The following is a 15,163-nucleotide window of genomic DNA, read 5'->3' on the forward strand; positions in this document are numbered from 1 at the left end:
TTTATGAGTATATTGGTTGTAGGATGAAAAATAGATTAATAGAGAAAGAGGAGATTATTATAACTACAACCGTTATTTCTCATTTTTATAACGAAGAGTATTTATTACCGTGGTGGCTTGCTCATCATACGAAACTGTTTGATCATGGCATTTTAATTAATAAAGGCTCAACAGATCGTTCGGTGGAGATTTGTAAAAAATTCGCGCCGCACTGGGAAGTACGAGATTCTGCAAATCCAGAATTTGATGCATTAGCGACAGATCATGAAGTAATGAGGGTGGAACAAGAAGTAAAGGGATGGAAAATGATTTTAAATACGACCGAGTTTCTTTGTGTGCAAGATAAAAATCAGTTTTGGAAATCACTAAATGAATTGGGAGGAAGAATGTATTGGCTAGAAGGGCTTATTATGGTAGATGATCCTAACTACAATTATCCGGACCTTAACTTTGGACTACCTTTAATGAAACAGCGATTTCACGGTTATTTACCAGAAGATTGGCCGCTATGGAGAAGAGGTAGATTTATTCATAATCATGAACACGGAAGTTATACGGTTGGAAGACATTTATCCGCGCATGAATCTATGATTTATCCCCCTCTTGCTTGTATATTATGGTTTGGATTTAGTCCGTGGAACGATGCGATGAGAAAGAGAAAGTTACAAATTGGTCCGACTCTTTCTGAAGCTAGTAAGCATGGGGGAATGGGTACACACCATATTATTACGCTGGAAAGATTAGAAGAATGGTATAAGGAATTAGCAAGAGGGACGAAGGATTTACGTTTTAGTGATGCGTACCGTTATGCTTTTGTATAAATGATTCCCACCATGAAATTGTTTCTTCGATTCCTGTATTTAGATCGTATGTCGGTTTCCAGTTTACTTCAGTTTTTAAACGTTCTACATGAACCCCGACAAATAAAGGTTCATCTTTAGAGAAAGGGATTGCACCCAGTTTAATTAAGTGCTCTTTTCCTATCTTTTTCGCAATGATAGATGCTAATTCTTTAATTTGTACAGATTGACCAGAAGCGATATTGATTGTGCCTGTAACATCGTGTTCTAATATCGTTACGAGAGCATGAGCGACGTCGCTCACATGGAGGAAATCTCTTGATTGTTTTCCATGTGTACATAGTGCCTCCTCATTTTTTAATAAAGAAGTGATAATGTTAGAAACGAGCCGATTCCCTTGTTCGTGAGGGCCATACATATGAAAAATGCGACCCCAACACATGCTGAGACCGGTTTGCTTGGCGTACGTTTGGAGCCAGGAGTGTAGTGCATTTTTACATAATGAATACGGGGTTTTATAAGAAAGAAGCTGTGAATCTTCAAATAATACACCGTTAAACCATTCATACTCTGCGCCAGTACCGGCAACGACGACTCGCTTTCCGCCGCATGTTGTGAAGTGTTGAATCAATGAGATGCTGGAGGTTAGCCAATAGTAATTATTAATGGATACGTAGCATGCTGGAGGCACTGCTTCCCAAGCTAAATGAATGAGATGACTAGGTTTTATGTCGTAAATGAGTTTTTCTATTTCTTCATCGCAAAGTAAGTTAACTTTATGCCAATAGCAAGAAAGGTGAGAAGGCTTATTTGTATTGTAAGTGGCGTGCACTTCATAGCCCTTTTGTATAAGAAAATGTACAACATATTTACCAATCCATCCGCTACCGCCTGTTACAAGGATTTTTTTCATGGCTCAATTACCTCAACTTCTGGTATTGTTACTAAAAATTTGCCGCCCCACTCACGAATGAAAGAGCATTCTTTCATAATCTCGTCTTTTAAATTCCAAGGAAGTATAAGAATGTAATCAGGTTTTGTACGTTTTATTTCTTCTGGAGATTTTATTGGAATGCGGGTTCCTGGTAGAAGGAGATTTTGTTTATGAGGGTTTTTATCTACTGTATAAGCTAGAAATTCTTTTCCTATCCCGCAATAATTTAAAAGGGTGTTTCCTTTAGCTGGCGCACCGTAACCGATAATTTGTTTGTTTAAAGCTTTCGCTTCGATAAAAAACTGTAAAATATTTATTTTCAATTGTTCGATGCGTTTAGAAAAAAGGAGATAACAATCTAATGTATTTAGCCCGTGATCCACTTCTTTTTGGATTAATTTTGTAACACTAGAATGGATAGTTGATTCGTCACTATGATGTTTTACAAAAATACGTAAGGAACCACCGTGCGTTGCAAGTTCTTCTACATCGACAATTTGTAAATGATGGTGAGATAAAACTTTTTGCAGGCTTATAAGTGAGAAATAGGAGAAGTGCTCATGGTATATCGTATCAAACTGTTTAAAGGATATGAGATTTAATAAGTGCGGGAATTCAATTGTTATTGTTCCGTCTTGTTTTAATAACGTTTTTAAACCTGCCACAAAATCATGTAAGTTCGGAACGTGTGCTAATACGTTATTAGCAATGATTAAATCTGCTTGCGGTAATTTTTTTGCTAAGTCGTTGCTGAAAAAATTCACTTCAGTAGGAATTCCTTTTTGGATAGCGATTTCTGCTACATTTTTTGCTGGTTCAATTCCCAATGTTTCGATATTTTCTTTTTGAAAGTATTGTAATAAGTACCCATCGTTACTCGCGATTTCAACCACCTTGGAGTCTTTCTTTAAATAGAAACGCTTAATCGCCATTTCTACATATTGTTTAGCATGCAGTAGCCAGCTTGATGAGTAAGAGCTAAAGTATAAATAGTCATGAAAAATATTGTGCGGAGATTCAAATTCATCTAATTGTACGAGTAAACAAGAGTGACAAACAAATGTGTGCAATGGATAAAATGGTTCCATTTTATATGAGTTTTCTGGAGAAACAAATGAGTTAGCGAGAGGAGAAACACCTAAATCTAAAAAAGTGTTGCTGAGTAATGAGTGGCAAAAACGGCATTTTTTCTGTTCCATTTTATAGCCCCCTTATAAATTTTTGAATGCATCAATTTGTTGTCGCGTGAAAGATTCCATATTTTCACCAGATGCATATTTTTTGTACCAATCAACAGTCCAAGTGATAGCCTTATCTGTTGATAACTTAGGAGTCCAGCCGAGTTTAGTTACTGCTTTTGTACTATCAAGTGTTAAAACAGGCGATTCATAAGGAGTGTTTGTAGGGGGGGAAGTGATTGTTAGTTGTTTATTCCATAATTTTATTACAGATTGAATGACATCATGAACGGTTCTGTTAGGTTCGTTCAACGGGCCGAAATTCCATGCTTCTGCATATGCAGCGTCTGTCCAAAGTTTTTCAGCTAAAAGGATATAGCCGTGTAAAGGATCTAATACGTGTTGCCACGGGCGAATAGCCTTTTTGTTTCTAATCGTTAATGTACCATCTTGTAAATATGCACGAATGACATCTGGGAATAATCGGTCTTCTGCCCAATCCCCACCACCGATGACGTTACCTGCTCTTACTGAGGCGAGTTTCTGAGTATTAGTGTGGAAGAATGATTTTTGATAGGATGTTGCCACTATTTCAGCGCAAGCTTTACTAGCACTATAAGGGTCGAAACCTCCTAGCCGGTCAATTTCCACGAATGCCCGGTTACCGCTCCCGTCATTTTCATAACATTTATCACTTGTAACATTAATGATGCCACGTATACTTTCTATATGTTTTGCAGCTTCCAATACGTGAACAGTGCCTAAAACATTCGTTTTAAATGTTTCGATAGGATCTTTGTATGAAGTTGTGACGATTGGCTGGGCAGCTAAATGAAATAGTATGTCAGGGTTATGATGTTTTAGGGCGTGTAATAAAGAATCGTAATCTGTAATGTCGCCTTTAATTGTTATGCACTCTTTTGCTACGTTACATTGTTCAAAAAGATTAGGAATCGATGGGGGATGAGAAGAAAAGCCAACTACTTCTGCACCTAAAGAAGTTAAGAAAAGGGTGAGCCAAGAGCCTTTAAATCCAGTATGTCCCGTGATAAATACTTTTTTCTTATTCCAAAAAGATGAAGAAGCCATATTACCAAACCTTCCACGGAGCGTTATTACTTTCCCATAGCTCGACTAATTTATTTTTATCGCGCAATGTATCCATCGGATGCCAAAAACCAGTATGTTGATATGCTGATAGTTCGTTTTTGTTTACTAACTGAACTAAAGTGTCTGTTTCAAAAACAGACTTATCTCCACTAATGTAATTGAAAACTTCAGGGTTTAAAACGAAAAATCCACCGTTAACCCATCCGCCATCCCCGAGTGGCTTCTCTTGAAAAGATGTTACAGACTGTTTATCTAATATGAGAGAACCGAATCTACCAGGAGGTTGTACGGCGGTAACAGTTGCCATTTTTCCATGTTTTTTATGAAATGCAATAAGTTCTTTTATATTTACGTTACTTAATCCATCACCATAAGTGAGGCAGAAAGGTTCGTCTCCAACAAAATTTTGAATTCTTTTCACTCGTCCTCCCGTTTCGGTATTTACACCAGTATCGATTAATGTAACTTTCCACGGTTCTACACGATGAGAATGGCTAGTAATTGTATTATCTCTTAAATGTATCGTGAAATCTGACATGTGTAAGTTGTAGTTTAGAAAGAATTCTTTAATTGCATATCCTTTATAGCCTAAGCAAATAATAAATTCAGTAATACCGTAATGGCTATACAAACTCATAATGTGCCATAGAATAGGTTTTGTTCCAATTTCAATCATAGGTTTCGGTTTTAAATGTGTTTCTTCCCCAATCCTTGTCCCGTATCCACCAGCAAGAATAACAGCTTTCATTTTTTCCTCCTAAAATAAAAATTTATAATATATACAGTATTCATATTGTATACAAATGGTTTTGTTTTTGACTAAGTGCGTAAAAATGTGTGGAAAATGATGGTGTGAGAAATATTAAGGTTTAAATTTAGGGAATAATTGTTGATATTCAGGGTGGTTACGAAGATCTTGGGTTATGCTACTAAGCTCTAAAAATCGAGTTTCGAGTTGCTCAGGGGATTGACCATAATGTGTTTGAAGTCCCATTCGAACGCCCTTTTTTGAAAGGGTGGGTGTAATTTGTAATTTTCTTGCCTTTGTATGTTCGTTCCAAGGACTAAAGTAAAATTTAACAATGAATGAAGGGGAGTTATAAACGACATGTTGATGCCGCGTAAAATGTCTGCCTGGTAAATATGCGCCATCAAGATGGTTGTGTATAAATCTCCAGGCACAGCCGATTTCTGGGTTATAAGGAAAAAGCCCATGATATCGTTGTTCTACTAAAGGAATGGAATATCTTAGTTTTGAATAATTGTAATCATGCTTATCAATCATGACAATCATTCTAATCGCATACATATTTTGACCTAACGTATAAAGTGATGAGAAAAATTCTTCTACATTGTTACAGCAAAGAAATTCTGTAGTATTTAATACCATCTTCCAACCTGAAACTTCTCTTTCAATTTCCATTACCTCAATATCAGTATTAGTGGGATCGAATTCAAGGAATCTTGAATCTCGTACTTCCCAGTGGGGAGCAAATAATTTACAAATTTCAACGGAACGATCTGTAGAACCTCTATTAATTAATATACCGTGATCAAATATTTTTGTATGATGCATAAGCCACCATGGTAATAAATACTCTTCGTTATAAAAGTGAGAGATAATAGTTTTAGTAATTTCAATCTCCTCCAATAGCATGAATAATAATTTTAATTAAATATTATTATCATATGTTTTGTATTAAAAAAGGTTGAAAGGAATATGCGATTCTATGATGATATTTTCATAGTAATGTAGTATGGGGAAAATAATTCGATTATAAGAATTAAGTAATGTATTGTTAATTTACAAAATGATAAAATGGTAAGTGGAATTGTGTATAAATTATGAATAATAAACCGTCACGTTTGACTGTACAGTTTATGTATTGTATGATGTTAGTAATATAAACAAGGGGGGAAGATCGTTGGGAAGGTGTATCGAATCGGACAGTTGGCTCTCATGGCTCACGTGTCGAAACGAACGATTGATTATTATACGAATCTAGGTATCTTAAAAGCGGAGCGATCTCAATCTAATTATCGCTATTACGACGAAACAGCATTTGAGACATTACAATTTATTGAGAAGTGCAAAGAAATGCATATGCCGCTTTGTGAGATTAAAGAGAAAATCGAGGAGAAGAAGAAGCTGCTCGGTATCAATGAACACGTTTCGAAACAAGTGAATGAAGTGACAGACCATATTCATCGATTAGAAGTAGAGCTAACGGAATTAAAGCCGCTTTTAGATGGATTGACTGATTCACAACGTGAAAAAATATCGAAATCTTTATCTGGTCAAACGACAGCTTTAATACAGACACTTGCTCTATTATTATAGAAAAAGTGAAATCCGACCTCTTTAATTTTTGTATCGGGCTATGTTTTCTAAGAAAGAAATAAGAAAACATTATAGTATACAGGAGGTGGACACCTTAGTTTTTTAACTAAGGGGATTCATTGGAAATATTTAATTTAGTCATGGTTGCGATTTTAATCGCATTTACTGGATTTTTCGTAGCAGCTGAGTTTGCGATTGTAAAAGTACGTTCAAGTCGTATTGATCAGCTTGTTGCAGAAGGAAAACGCGGTGCTTTAGCAGCGAAAAAGGTAACAACAAATTTAGATGAATATTTATCTGCTTGTCAATTAGGTATTACAGTTACAGCTATGGGATTAGGTTGGTTAGGTGAACCGACAATTGAAAAGTTATTACACCCGTTATTTGAGAAATGGAACTTAAACCCTTCTATTTCATCAGTATTAACATTTGGTCTTGCTTTTATGATTATGACGTATTTACACGTTGTAGTAGGAGAATTAGCTCCGAAAACGATGGCAATTCAAAAGGCTGAAAGGGTAACGTTATTATTGGCAGGTCCATTAATGATGTTCTACAAAGTAATGTATCCATTTATTTGGGTATTGAACGGTTCAGCGCGTGTTGTAACTGGCTTATTCGGTTTAAAACCAGCTTCAGAACATGAAGTAGCTCATACAGAGGAAGAATTACGCCTTATCCTTTCAGATAGCTATGAAAGTGGCGAAATTAATCAGGCTGAATACAAGTATGTAAATAACATTTTTGAATTTGATAATCGTATTGCAAAAGAGATTATGGTACCGCGAACAGAAATCGTTGGTTTCTACCTGGAAGATTCAGTAGAAGAACACATGAAAGTAATCCAAAATGAGCGATACACACGTTATCCGATTTTTGGAGAAGATAAAGATGATATTATCGGTATGGTCAACGTAAAAGATTTCTTTATTCGATATATGACCGAGGATCAAAAAGATTTATCATCAATTCGCTCATATATGCGTCCGATTATTGAAGTGATGGAAACAACTCCAATTCACGATTTATTACTTCAAATGCAGAAGAAGCGAATTCCGATGGCTGTTTTATATGATGAGTACGGAGGAACAGCTGGAATTGTAACGCTTGAGGACATCTTGGAGGAAATCGTCGGCGAAATTCGTGACGAATATGATGAAGATGAAGCACCACCAATTCAACATGTGAACGAGCAGCATATCATTGTTGATGGAAAAGTGCTTATCTCAGAAGTGAAAGATTTATTTGGATTACACATTGAAGAAGATGATGTGGATACAATCGGTGGATGGATTATGATGCAAAATCATGAAATCGAAGAAGGACAACACGTTGAGGCGGAAGGTTATGAATTTAAAGTGTTAGAAAAAGACGCTTACCAAATTAAACGTGTTGAAATTCGTAAGATGGAACAAGAACAAGAAGAAGAGAAAGCAGCAACTGTGTAAGTTGCTGCTTTTCTTCTAAAGTACAAAAAATGAGAACTTAGGAGCGGATATTTTGATTCAAGAAGCCTTACGTGTATATCGATTACAATTGTATGTGATCTTTAGTGGTTTACTACTTATGTGGACGATTACTCCGTTTGGAAAACAAGTAACAGGGTTTGGAATTGGATTAGCTGTAAGTGCATATTGTCTTTGGCTATTAGCTCGCAGAATAGAGAAAATAGGGAAAAGTATCGTAATGAAAGAAAAGGCTCCTGGATTAGGAGTTTTAAACCGATTTGCAGCTGCCATTTTAGGAGCTATCATCATGTATGAAATTGAGCATGAAATGGAAATGTGGGCATTTGGTACAGGCATTTTAGGTGGTCACTTTTTAATGATTGCGAATTTAGCTTATGCAAATATGCAGGTAGTGAAAGAAGAAGAGAAGAAAAGGGAACATACTTCGAAAAACATAGAGCTATGATGAGAGGGACCTAATACGGTTCCTTTTTTATTTTATTGAAATGATACAAGTAACCAAATTAACGACAAATATAATACGCTTCTTTTTTACGTTTTTCAATAGTATGAAAAATAATAAAAAAAATTTTAAAAACCCATCGATTTCTAAAGGTTATGTATGTTATCATGACAAAAGACTTTTTGAAAGAGGTGGATACCAATGTTACAAGCGCTACTTATTTTTGTGCTTCAAATTATTTACGTTCCCATTTTAACAATTCGTACGATTTTGCTTGTAAAGAATCAAACAAGATCCGCTGCTGGCGTAGGATTGTTAGAAGGAGCTATTTACATTGTCAGTTTAGGTATTGTGTTTCAAGATTTATCAAATTGGATGAACATCGTTGCCTATGTCATTGGCTTTAGTGCAGGACTGTTATTAGGCGGTTATATAGAGAATAAATTAGCAATTGGTTATATTACGTATCAAGTTAGTTTACTAGACCGTTGTAATGAATTAGTAGATGAATTACGTCACTCTGGATTTGGCGTTACCGTATTTGAAGGTGAAGGTATTAATTCCATACGTTATCGCTTAGATATCGTTGCAAAGCGCTCTAGAGAAAAAGAACTGTTAGAAATTATTAATGAAATTGCACCGAAAGCCTTTATGTCTTCTTATGAAATCCGTTCATTTAAAGGCGGATATTTAACGAAGGCGATGAAGAAAAGAGCGTTAATGAAGAAGAAAGATGAACATGCATCGTAAAAAGAGAAGTAGTGCTGCATGAAAAGCGCAGTATAAGTCCAAATGTAAAAGAGAGGAATCTATTTTGATATAGATTCCTCTCTTTTTTACTGTTAATTGAAAAACTAAATCGTATAATTATTTTTTTTACTCATTCTCAAATTAATGATTAGCCAAATAATTTGAAAAAATACAGGTATGATAAACGCGATTAATATAACGATAAGTGATATGGATTTAATTTCGGGTGTTTGAATAACACCAGCACCATCAACATCTCGTAGCCAAATAATAGCGGCCCATATTCCAAAAACGATAATCCAAAATAGGTTACCAATCCACCAAGAAATCCATCGTTTTTTCATGTTAACACTCCTTATATGTATCCACTGTTAAAAGTATATTTTCGTTCGTTACATTTATAATGAAACAACTTTAAAATTAGTTTTTAACTGTATATCTAACTTGTTTGAAGGTGACTATTTCTCCATCATCATTATCATCTTTCGTTTGCAAAAGTTGAACTTTTGGTTTGTAGTCCGTCCTATGAGCGTGTTTGATATCTTTAATGTTAAGCTTGTAGGATTCATCATTCTTTATCTTTTGTTCCAACACTTTTTTATTCGCAACATAAATAAAAGTCACTTTATTTTCATCAATGCCCTCGGTCTTAATTTCTAATTCATTATCTTTTGTTGTAATCGTTGGTGTTAATAATTCTATACTGCCGTTTCCAGTTTCTAAAGAATGTTCTGCAATAGCTGAACATCCGGATAATATGATTCCGGTGAATAGAAGAACAATTAATTTCTTTTTCATAACATCCCCCCGATTCTATGTGATTTTTGATTTTGGCATTGTTAGACTGCTAGTGTGGAGTGTAAATGTTTAGATCGTACTCTTATTAATTGTACCATAATATGTAAATTAAAACAGGTTATCTATCCAATTTAAGAGAGATTGAAAAGTTTACTTATTGTTGAGTATCAGTATTTTTCTAGTAGGTCTATATTTTCTCTAGAGCCCTTCTTTTTTATATTTAAAATATGAAGTGAAATAAAACCTATAAGCCCTATTCCGCCGAAAATAAGCCAGGTTGTATACATTCCGTTTAAGTTGGATGTAAACCATGTACCGGTATAATTACCGATGATAAAACCAAATGCGAGTGATAGTTGATAAAATCCGAAGAATGTAGCTGTATATGATTCATTACTGTAATTTGCAATAGCGATATCAGCGTTAGGTAACACGAGTGTTTCACCAATTGTAAAGAAAATTACACAAATAAATAGCCAATATGGTTGTTGAAATAAAGGTATGAGTAAAAAGGAAATACCCATTAATAAAATACCGTATTTAATAAATGAAAGCGTGTTGTATTTGTGGAATAGTTTTCGGAATAACACCATAAATATGACGCCTGTTATTGCATTTATCGTAATGACTAATGTAGCAAGTTGATTGCTATTACTAATGTTTTTCATATGAAGTGGAAGTGCGACAGTAAGCTGAGTAAACATAATATAGAAGAAAATCATGATAAAGGAAAACAGAAGAAAAGACTTGTTTTGTAAGATGGCCTGTATTCCTAATGTAATAGACGTGTTTTCAGTAGTGACTTGGAAGTGATTTTTAAGTAAGTAAAAGATTAAAGCAAATAGCAGCATAAGAGATCCTGTTAGAGAGAAAGCATAGATTGGATCGAGTAAGAGTAAAAACCCTCCTGCAATTGGTCCGATTATTGCACCGCAATTAAAGCTAAGGTTTAAATATGTAAATAAATTTTTTCTCAAATGAGCTGGCTGTGAGCCAAATATAGCGCGAGCGGCAGGTTCGTAAAATGCTGTTCCGAAGCCAATAAGTGCAGAAGAAATAGAAATTGTATAGAAATCAGAGCATATTCCTAAAGCGATAAATCCGATTCCTCTCAAAAATAAACCGGCTACCATCATAATGATATAGCCTATTTTGTCAGCAATTAATCCTGAGAATAAAGGGATAACTCGTGATGTAATTATTATAACTGTCAACACTGTTCCGACTTGAAAAGTTGAAAAATGAAGAAAGGTTAATAGATAAATAGCTAAAAATGCGTATACTGCAAAATAACCAAAAGACATAAAAAATGAAGAAATAAGCATGAAACGTATCGGTGTTGAGAAACTTTTCATAGAAATCCTCCTAATTATGTAACCAGTAAAATTATTTGATGGTTAACTATTTTATATTATAATTATACATAAAGTCAGAAAAAAGTAAATTTTAAGAAGAAGGTGGATCGAATTGAATCAAAACGCTCCAAATGAACTAGAATATATTCGGGAATTTTTAAATACATGGAGAATACCAAACGATACGAGAGAGCCAATTGATTTGCTGCAAACAGAAGAGGATATAAAGAAATTTATGAAAGAAACTTTTCATGAAGAGCTTCTATTTCATACGATAGAAGAATTAAAAAGTTTTCGAGAAGATATTCGGGCGGCAATTGAAGGTGAGGGATCATTGCAAAAATGGTTAGAGGAATACCCATTTCATGTACATATAAAGGAAGATATGAAAGGTATTACATATGAACCAGTATACGAAGAGAATGTGTATACAAAAATATTAAGCATTGTGTTTATCTCGATTCAAGAAAATTTGTGGGGAAGGTTAAAAGCATGTCCAGATTGTCGCTGGGTATTTTATGATCATTCGCGAAACGGAAGCAAAAGATGGTGCGGTATGTATGCTGGTGAAGAAGGAGGCAGAGCATGCGGTACAATTGCAAAAGTGAAAAATTACCGAGCGAAGAGAAAAGGAAGAAGGGGTTATAATGTGTAATTAATAGTAGGGGAAGAAAATGGATGGGGGAATGTAGCATATGAAAGGTACACAAATGTTAGCTTTAAATAAAAAGTGTTGGGATACAGTTGCACCTTATTTCTTTCAAGTGGATTGTTTACCGAAATATGGCCCGTATACAGCGTCTGAAGATGAGATTCATTTGTTCGATTCAATTAAAGGTAAAAAGGTACTTGATATTGGATGCGGAAGTGGGCATTCGCTGCAATATATGGCGGAACATGGCGCAGAAGAATTGTGGGGACTCGATCTTTCGAGCACACAAATCGAAACGGCACATAAAACATTACAGTCGTGGAATCCAAAGTTAATATGTGGAGCAATGGAAGAGGAAGTGGATATTCCGAAAGGGTATTTTGATATTGTATATTCCATTTATGCATTAGGTTGGACTTCAGATTTAAGAAAAACGTTGGAATTGATTTATTCGTATGTAAAGCCAGGAGGAAGCTTTGTTTTTAGCTGGGAGCATCCCGTATATTCAAACTTAATGTATGGAACAGAGGAGATTGCTTTCAGCTCGTCTTATCATGAAGAAACTCCTATTACGTTTGAAACATTTAAAGGGGAAAATGTACAAGCAACGTTATATAAAAGAAAAATGAGTACATACATAAATGAGTTACATAGAGCTGGATTTACAATTGAGAGAATAGAAGAGCCTGAACCATCGAGCTTGTTTGATGAAGAACTAGCTGAGCCGTCTACGAAATATTATTCTTTACATAAAGCTAGGATGGTGCCGACTACTTTTATTATTAAGGCAAGAAAATGAAAAATACAGCGTACACTTTTTTCAGTGTACGCTGTATTTTATTACAGGTTAGTACTTATCTCTTCGGTTGAAAAATATGTTGAAAGAAGTATTTGTGATGTAAGTTATCTACAATTTTATTTGCTTGATATGTGCGATGTTGTTCGAGTCGAAGTCTTTGCTCCATCATTTTTATTGCGTGATCAGATAAACGTAACATTATACATTTCTCCTTTTCTATAAATATAGGTGACTTATTTGGTATCGATCCCATATTTATTATTAAGGAGGCAAAATGTGTAACATAGGCAAAAAGCACCTTCCTCTCCCATTACGCTTACGAGGTTAGCTGTCGGACTCGGGAAGTGAGAGTTTCCCTACTTAAATAAGATTCGCCCCAAGTAGCAAAGCTACAAAAATGGTTCCCCCGCTCCAAATTTTGGACTCAGCAAAAGGTTTTATAAAGTAAAAGATAACATAAATAAACCAATGAGTCAAACTATTTGTTGTTTTCTGATTTTTTTAAGTGAAGTTAAAACCACTCCATCGGGTAATATGATCTCCTTTATTTCAATAAAGCCATGTTTTTTATATAAAGACAGAGCAGGGGTATTTTCTTTTCCTGTTTGTACAATATATGTTTTGGAAGGGGAGAACATGTCAAATACATAAAGTAGTAGTTTTGTTGCAATCCCTTTATGAAAATGATCGGGGGATACTACTAAACGATGAATATCTACTTCCTCTTCATCCATTTTAAAAGAAATAAACCCAGCAAGTGTATCTTCAAAAAAATAGCCGTAAAAAATTTCATCACAAGATTGAATATCGGCTACAGTATCATAAAGGCGAGGGATAGCTGTACTATTTATATATTTCGCCTCAATTTCATAAGCGGGTATTTGAATGCTTAAAATAGAAGTTGCAGTTTTGTGAGAAGTTGTTATTAATTTTTGAATCATAGAATAGAAACCTCCTTGTTGGCTGTATTTTCATAGATTTGACAAGATTTTTCTTTTTTGGATATAATAATTACATAGTTACACAATAAGTTAGTAGCTAAATTGAATTACACTATAATAGAAATGGAGGACTAAAGATGGGGTGGATTATCACATTAATAGTTGGTGCTATTATAGGTGCAATTGCAGGTTCTATTACAGGTAAAGACTTTCCTGCTGGCATGTTTGGAAATATAATTGCTGGTTTATTAGGAGCTTGGTTAGGCGGTAAATTATTTGGAGATTGGGGTCCATCACTAGGTGGTATTCATATTGTACCAGCTTTATTAGGATCAATTGTTCTCGTTCTTATTGTATCATTTGTAGTGAAAGCTGCAAGGAAATAAAGAGTTATATTATGATAAAAAGCCCTATATAAGGGCTTTTCATCATTCGAAGAGGTGGTTTTATTGGAGAAAGTAAGTTTAAGAAAACGAGATAAGTTGAAAAAATTTTTTAGAGAACACAATTATTTAGCAGTGTTACTTGGGTTTGCATTATTGTTCATTAATATTTTATTACTAACAAAAATATCATTTGTTTTTACACCGTTTATCGTCTTTTTAAAAACAATTTTCTTCCCAGTATTATTAGCGGGCGTACTATTTTACATTTTGCATCCATTCGTTTCGCTTTTAGAAAAGAAAGGTGTTTCAAGAATCGTATCAATAGCCTCGATATACTTAATCGTAATTGGATTATTTGTGTTTTTAGTTTTAACGGTTATTCCAATTATTAAAGATCAAATTGATGCATTAATAGATAACTTACCGTATTTCGGTCATGAAATTGAACGAGCAGCACGTAGATTTGGGGAAAGTAATTTACTAGGAAAAATTCAGGAGAATTTAAATATTGATGTAGCGAGTATGGTAAAAGACTATACAGTTGATTTTACGAAATCTTTATCATCAGTAACAGGAAATGTAACTGGATTTTTAAGTACTATTACAGAGGTCGTTTTAACGTTTGTAATGGTTCCGTTTATCTTGTTCTATCTTTTAAAAGATGGTGAGCAATTACCAAATCACTTTTTAAAGTTTATTTCAGAACAAAGACGACCAGCAGCGATGAGAATACTAGACGATATGCATTATGCGATTAGCTCGTATATTAGAGGACAAATTATCGTTAGCTTATTTATCGGTATTATGCTATTAATTGGTTACCTTATTATCGGTATTAAATATGCAGTACTACTCGCTATTTTAGCGATGATTGTAAATATCGTTCCGTACGTAGGACCAATTATCGCAATTACACCAGCGTTAATTATTGCGTTTATTGATTCGCCGGGGATGGTTTTAAAGGTAATTATTGTAATGATGGTTGTACAATTAGCAGAAGGTAAATTTATTTCTCCGCAAGTCATGGGGAAAAAGCTAGATATTCACCCGATTACTATCATTTTTATTATTTTAACTGCCGGAAATTTATTTGGAATTATGGGGATTATTTTAGCGATCCCAGGATATGCGATACTAAAAGTGTTAGTTACGCACGGTTATCGATTTGTTAAGTTGAATACGTAGGAAAAAGAGCTAAAACAGTATTA

19 protein-coding genes and 1 riboswitch are annotated in these 15,163 nt (G+C 34.6%); of the genes, 9 read left to right on the forward strand and 10 right to left on the reverse strand.

Features of this window, described 5'->3' with window-relative positions; all coding sequences use genetic code 11:
* Positions 1-23 precede the first annotated feature (23 nt).
* On the forward strand, positions 24-821 hold the full coding sequence (locus MR070_RS10275; protein WP_138321512.1) for a glycosyltransferase family 2 protein: 798 nt from the start codon (positions 24-26) through the stop codon (positions 819-821).
* Here the strand turns inward: MR070_RS10275 and MR070_RS10280 are convergent.
* From MR070_RS10280 to MR070_RS10300, 5 genes are all read right to left on the reverse strand, one after another.
* Positions 790-1,713, reverse strand: a complete 924-nt coding sequence (locus tag MR070_RS10280; protein ID WP_242261188.1) for an NAD-dependent epimerase/dehydratase family protein — start codon at positions 1,711-1,713, stop codon at positions 790-792. The genes MR070_RS10275 and MR070_RS10280 overlap by 32 nt on opposite strands.
* A complete protein-coding gene (locus MR070_RS10285; RefSeq protein WP_000435755.1) occupies positions 1,710-2,933 on the reverse strand; it encodes a class I SAM-dependent methyltransferase in 1,224 nt (407 codons plus the stop codon). The genes MR070_RS10280 and MR070_RS10285 overlap by 4 nt, the downstream gene beginning before the upstream one ends.
* Positions 2,934-2,945: 12 nt before the next feature.
* Positions 2,946-4,001 carry a CDP-glucose 4,6-dehydratase gene (rfbG, locus tag MR070_RS10290; RefSeq protein WP_242261189.1) on the reverse strand — a complete coding sequence of 352 codons (1,056 nt, stop codon included), beginning with the start codon at positions 3,999-4,001 and terminating at the stop codon, positions 2,946-2,948.
* A gap of 1 nt (position 4,002) precedes the next feature.
* Positions 4,003-4,770 (reverse strand): glucose-1-phosphate cytidylyltransferase, encoded by a 768-nt coding sequence (gene rfbF, locus MR070_RS10295; protein WP_000648792.1) that lies wholly within the window; start codon positions 4,768-4,770, stop codon positions 4,003-4,005.
* 114 nt (positions 4,771-4,884) lie between these two features.
* Positions 4,885-5,679 (reverse strand): glycosyltransferase family 2 protein, encoded by a 795-nt coding sequence (locus tag MR070_RS10300; protein WP_242261190.1) that lies wholly within the window; start codon positions 5,677-5,679, stop codon positions 4,885-4,887.
* A gap of 276 nt (positions 5,680-5,955) precedes the next feature.
* Between MR070_RS10300 and MR070_RS10305 the strand changes: the two genes are divergently transcribed.
* The 4 genes from MR070_RS10305 to MR070_RS10320 all read left to right on the forward strand — a co-directional run bounded on the left by MR070_RS10305 (position 5,956) and on the right by MR070_RS10320 (position 9,024).
* Positions 5,956-6,363 carry a MerR family transcriptional regulator gene (locus MR070_RS10305; protein WP_000285640.1) on the forward strand — a complete coding sequence of 136 codons (408 nt, stop codon included), beginning with the start codon at positions 5,956-5,958 and terminating at the stop codon, positions 6,361-6,363.
* 119 nt (positions 6,364-6,482) lie between these two features.
* Positions 6,483-7,811 (forward strand): hemolysin family protein, encoded by a 1,329-nt coding sequence (locus MR070_RS10310; RefSeq protein WP_000402271.1) that lies wholly within the window; start codon positions 6,483-6,485, stop codon positions 7,809-7,811.
* Between the two features lie 52 nt (positions 7,812-7,863).
* The gene (locus MR070_RS10315; protein WP_242261191.1) at positions 7,864-8,277 is read left to right on the forward strand and encodes an ATP synthase subunit I; all 414 of its coding nucleotides are present in this window, start codon (positions 7,864-7,866) and stop codon (positions 8,275-8,277) included.
* Between the two features lie 198 nt (positions 8,278-8,475).
* On the forward strand, positions 8,476-9,024 hold the full coding sequence (locus MR070_RS10320; RefSeq protein ID WP_000938438.1) for a DUF2179 domain-containing protein: 549 nt from the start codon (positions 8,476-8,478) through the stop codon (positions 9,022-9,024).
* 104 nt (positions 9,025-9,128) lie between these two features.
* On the opposite strand, the gene MR070_RS10325 is transcribed toward MR070_RS10320, so the two are convergent.
* From MR070_RS10325 to MR070_RS10335, 3 genes are all read right to left on the reverse strand, one after another.
* Positions 9,129-9,368, reverse strand: coding sequence for a DUF3923 family protein (locus MR070_RS10325; protein WP_000747689.1), 240 nt, complete (start codon positions 9,366-9,368; stop codon positions 9,129-9,131).
* A 76-nt stretch (positions 9,369-9,444) separates the two neighbouring features.
* On the reverse strand, positions 9,445-9,822 hold the full coding sequence (locus tag MR070_RS10330) for a hypothetical protein (RefSeq protein WP_000727887.1): 378 nt from the start codon (positions 9,820-9,822) through the stop codon (positions 9,445-9,447).
* 167 nt (positions 9,823-9,989) lie between these two features.
* Positions 9,990-11,177: an MDR family MFS transporter gene (locus MR070_RS10335; RefSeq protein ID WP_242261192.1), complete on the reverse strand. Its 1,188-nt coding sequence runs from the start codon at positions 11,175-11,177 to the stop codon at positions 9,990-9,992.
* A gap of 112 nt (positions 11,178-11,289) precedes the next feature.
* Between MR070_RS10335 and MR070_RS10340 the strand changes: the two genes are divergently transcribed.
* Together MR070_RS10340 and MR070_RS10345 are read left to right on the forward strand one after the other, a co-directional pair.
* Positions 11,290-11,832 (forward strand): CGNR zinc finger domain-containing protein, encoded by a 543-nt coding sequence (locus MR070_RS10340; RefSeq protein ID WP_044793208.1) that lies wholly within the window; start codon positions 11,290-11,292, stop codon positions 11,830-11,832.
* A 40-nt stretch (positions 11,833-11,872) separates the two neighbouring features.
* Entirely contained in the window at positions 11,873-12,628 is a 756-nt protein-coding gene (locus tag MR070_RS10345; RefSeq protein ID WP_070806547.1) for a class I SAM-dependent methyltransferase, read from the forward strand.
* A gap of 55 nt (positions 12,629-12,683) precedes the next feature.
* On the opposite strand, the gene MR070_RS10350 is transcribed toward MR070_RS10345, so the two are convergent.
* Together MR070_RS10350 and MR070_RS10355 are read right to left on the reverse strand one after the other, a co-directional pair.
* Positions 12,684-12,827: a hypothetical protein gene (locus MR070_RS10350; protein ID WP_000945244.1), complete on the reverse strand. Its 144-nt coding sequence runs from the start codon at positions 12,825-12,827 to the stop codon at positions 12,684-12,686.
* A gap of 98 nt (positions 12,828-12,925) precedes the next feature.
* Positions 12,926-13,068, reverse strand: a riboswitch (cyclic di-AMP (ydaO/yuaA leader).
* 33 nt (positions 13,069-13,101) lie between these two features.
* Positions 13,102-13,569 (reverse strand): GNAT family N-acetyltransferase, encoded by a 468-nt coding sequence (locus MR070_RS10355; RefSeq protein WP_242261193.1) that lies wholly within the window; start codon positions 13,567-13,569, stop codon positions 13,102-13,104.
* Positions 13,570-13,706: 137 nt separating this feature from the next.
* On the opposite strand from MR070_RS10355, the gene MR070_RS10360 reads away from it, so the two are divergent.
* Together MR070_RS10360 and MR070_RS10365 are read left to right on the forward strand one after the other, a co-directional pair.
* Positions 13,707-13,955 (forward strand): GlsB/YeaQ/YmgE family stress response membrane protein, encoded by a 249-nt coding sequence (locus MR070_RS10360; protein WP_000539717.1) that lies wholly within the window; start codon positions 13,707-13,709, stop codon positions 13,953-13,955.
* 63 nt (positions 13,956-14,018) lie between these two features.
* On the forward strand, positions 14,019-15,140 hold the full coding sequence (locus tag MR070_RS10365) for an AI-2E family transporter (RefSeq protein WP_000416969.1): 1,122 nt from the start codon (positions 14,019-14,021) through the stop codon (positions 15,138-15,140).
* Positions 15,141-15,163: the final 23 nt, after the last annotated feature.

The sequence above is a fragment of the Bacillus cereus group sp. BfR-BA-01453 genome (assembly GCF_022662915.1).
GTDB lineage: Bacteria > Bacillota > Bacilli > Bacillales > Bacillaceae_G > Bacillus_A > Bacillus_A paranthracis.

Coding starts and splice junctions, on each gene's coding strand:
- rfbG (WP_242261189.1), bottom strand. CDS start 4,001: ATGGCTTCTTCATCTTTTTGGAATAAGAAAAAAGTATTTATCACGGGA.
- MR070_RS10300 (WP_242261190.1), bottom strand. CDS start 5,679: ATGCTATTGGAGGAGATTGAAATTACTAAAACTATTATCTCTCACTTT.
- MR070_RS10360 (WP_000539717.1), top strand. CDS start 13,707: ATGGGGTGGATTATCACATTAATAGTTGGTGCTATTATAGGTGCAATT.
- MR070_RS10325 (WP_000747689.1), bottom strand. CDS start 9,368: ATGAAAAAACGATGGATTTCTTGGTGGATTGGTAACCTATTTTGGATT.
- rfbF (WP_000648792.1), bottom strand. CDS start 4,770: ATGAAAGCTGTTATTCTTGCTGGTGGATACGGGACAAGGATTGGGGAA.
- MR070_RS10285 (WP_000435755.1), bottom strand. CDS start 2,933: ATGGAACAGAAAAAATGCCGTTTTTGCCACTCATTACTCAGCAACACT.
- MR070_RS10335 (WP_242261192.1), bottom strand. CDS start 11,177: ATGAAAAGTTTCTCAACACCGATACGTTTCATGCTTATTTCTTCATTT.
- MR070_RS10320 (WP_000938438.1), top strand. CDS start 8,476: ATGTTACAAGCGCTACTTATTTTTGTGCTTCAAATTATTTACGTTCCC.
- MR070_RS10280 (WP_242261188.1), bottom strand. CDS start 1,713: ATGAAAAAAATCCTTGTAACAGGCGGTAGCGGATGGATTGGTAAATAT.
- MR070_RS10330 (WP_000727887.1), bottom strand. CDS start 9,822: ATGAAAAAGAAATTAATTGTTCTTCTATTCACCGGAATCATATTATCC.
- MR070_RS10355 (WP_242261193.1), bottom strand. CDS start 13,569: ATGATTCAAAAATTAATAACAACTTCTCACAAAACTGCAACTTCTATT.
- MR070_RS10275 (WP_138321512.1), top strand. CDS start 24: ATGAAAAATAGATTAATAGAGAAAGAGGAGATTATTATAACTACAACC.
- MR070_RS10350 (WP_000945244.1), bottom strand. CDS start 12,827: ATGTTACGTTTATCTGATCACGCAATAAAAATGATGGAGCAAAGACTT.
- MR070_RS10345 (WP_070806547.1), top strand. CDS start 11,873: ATGAAAGGTACACAAATGTTAGCTTTAAATAAAAAGTGTTGGGATACA.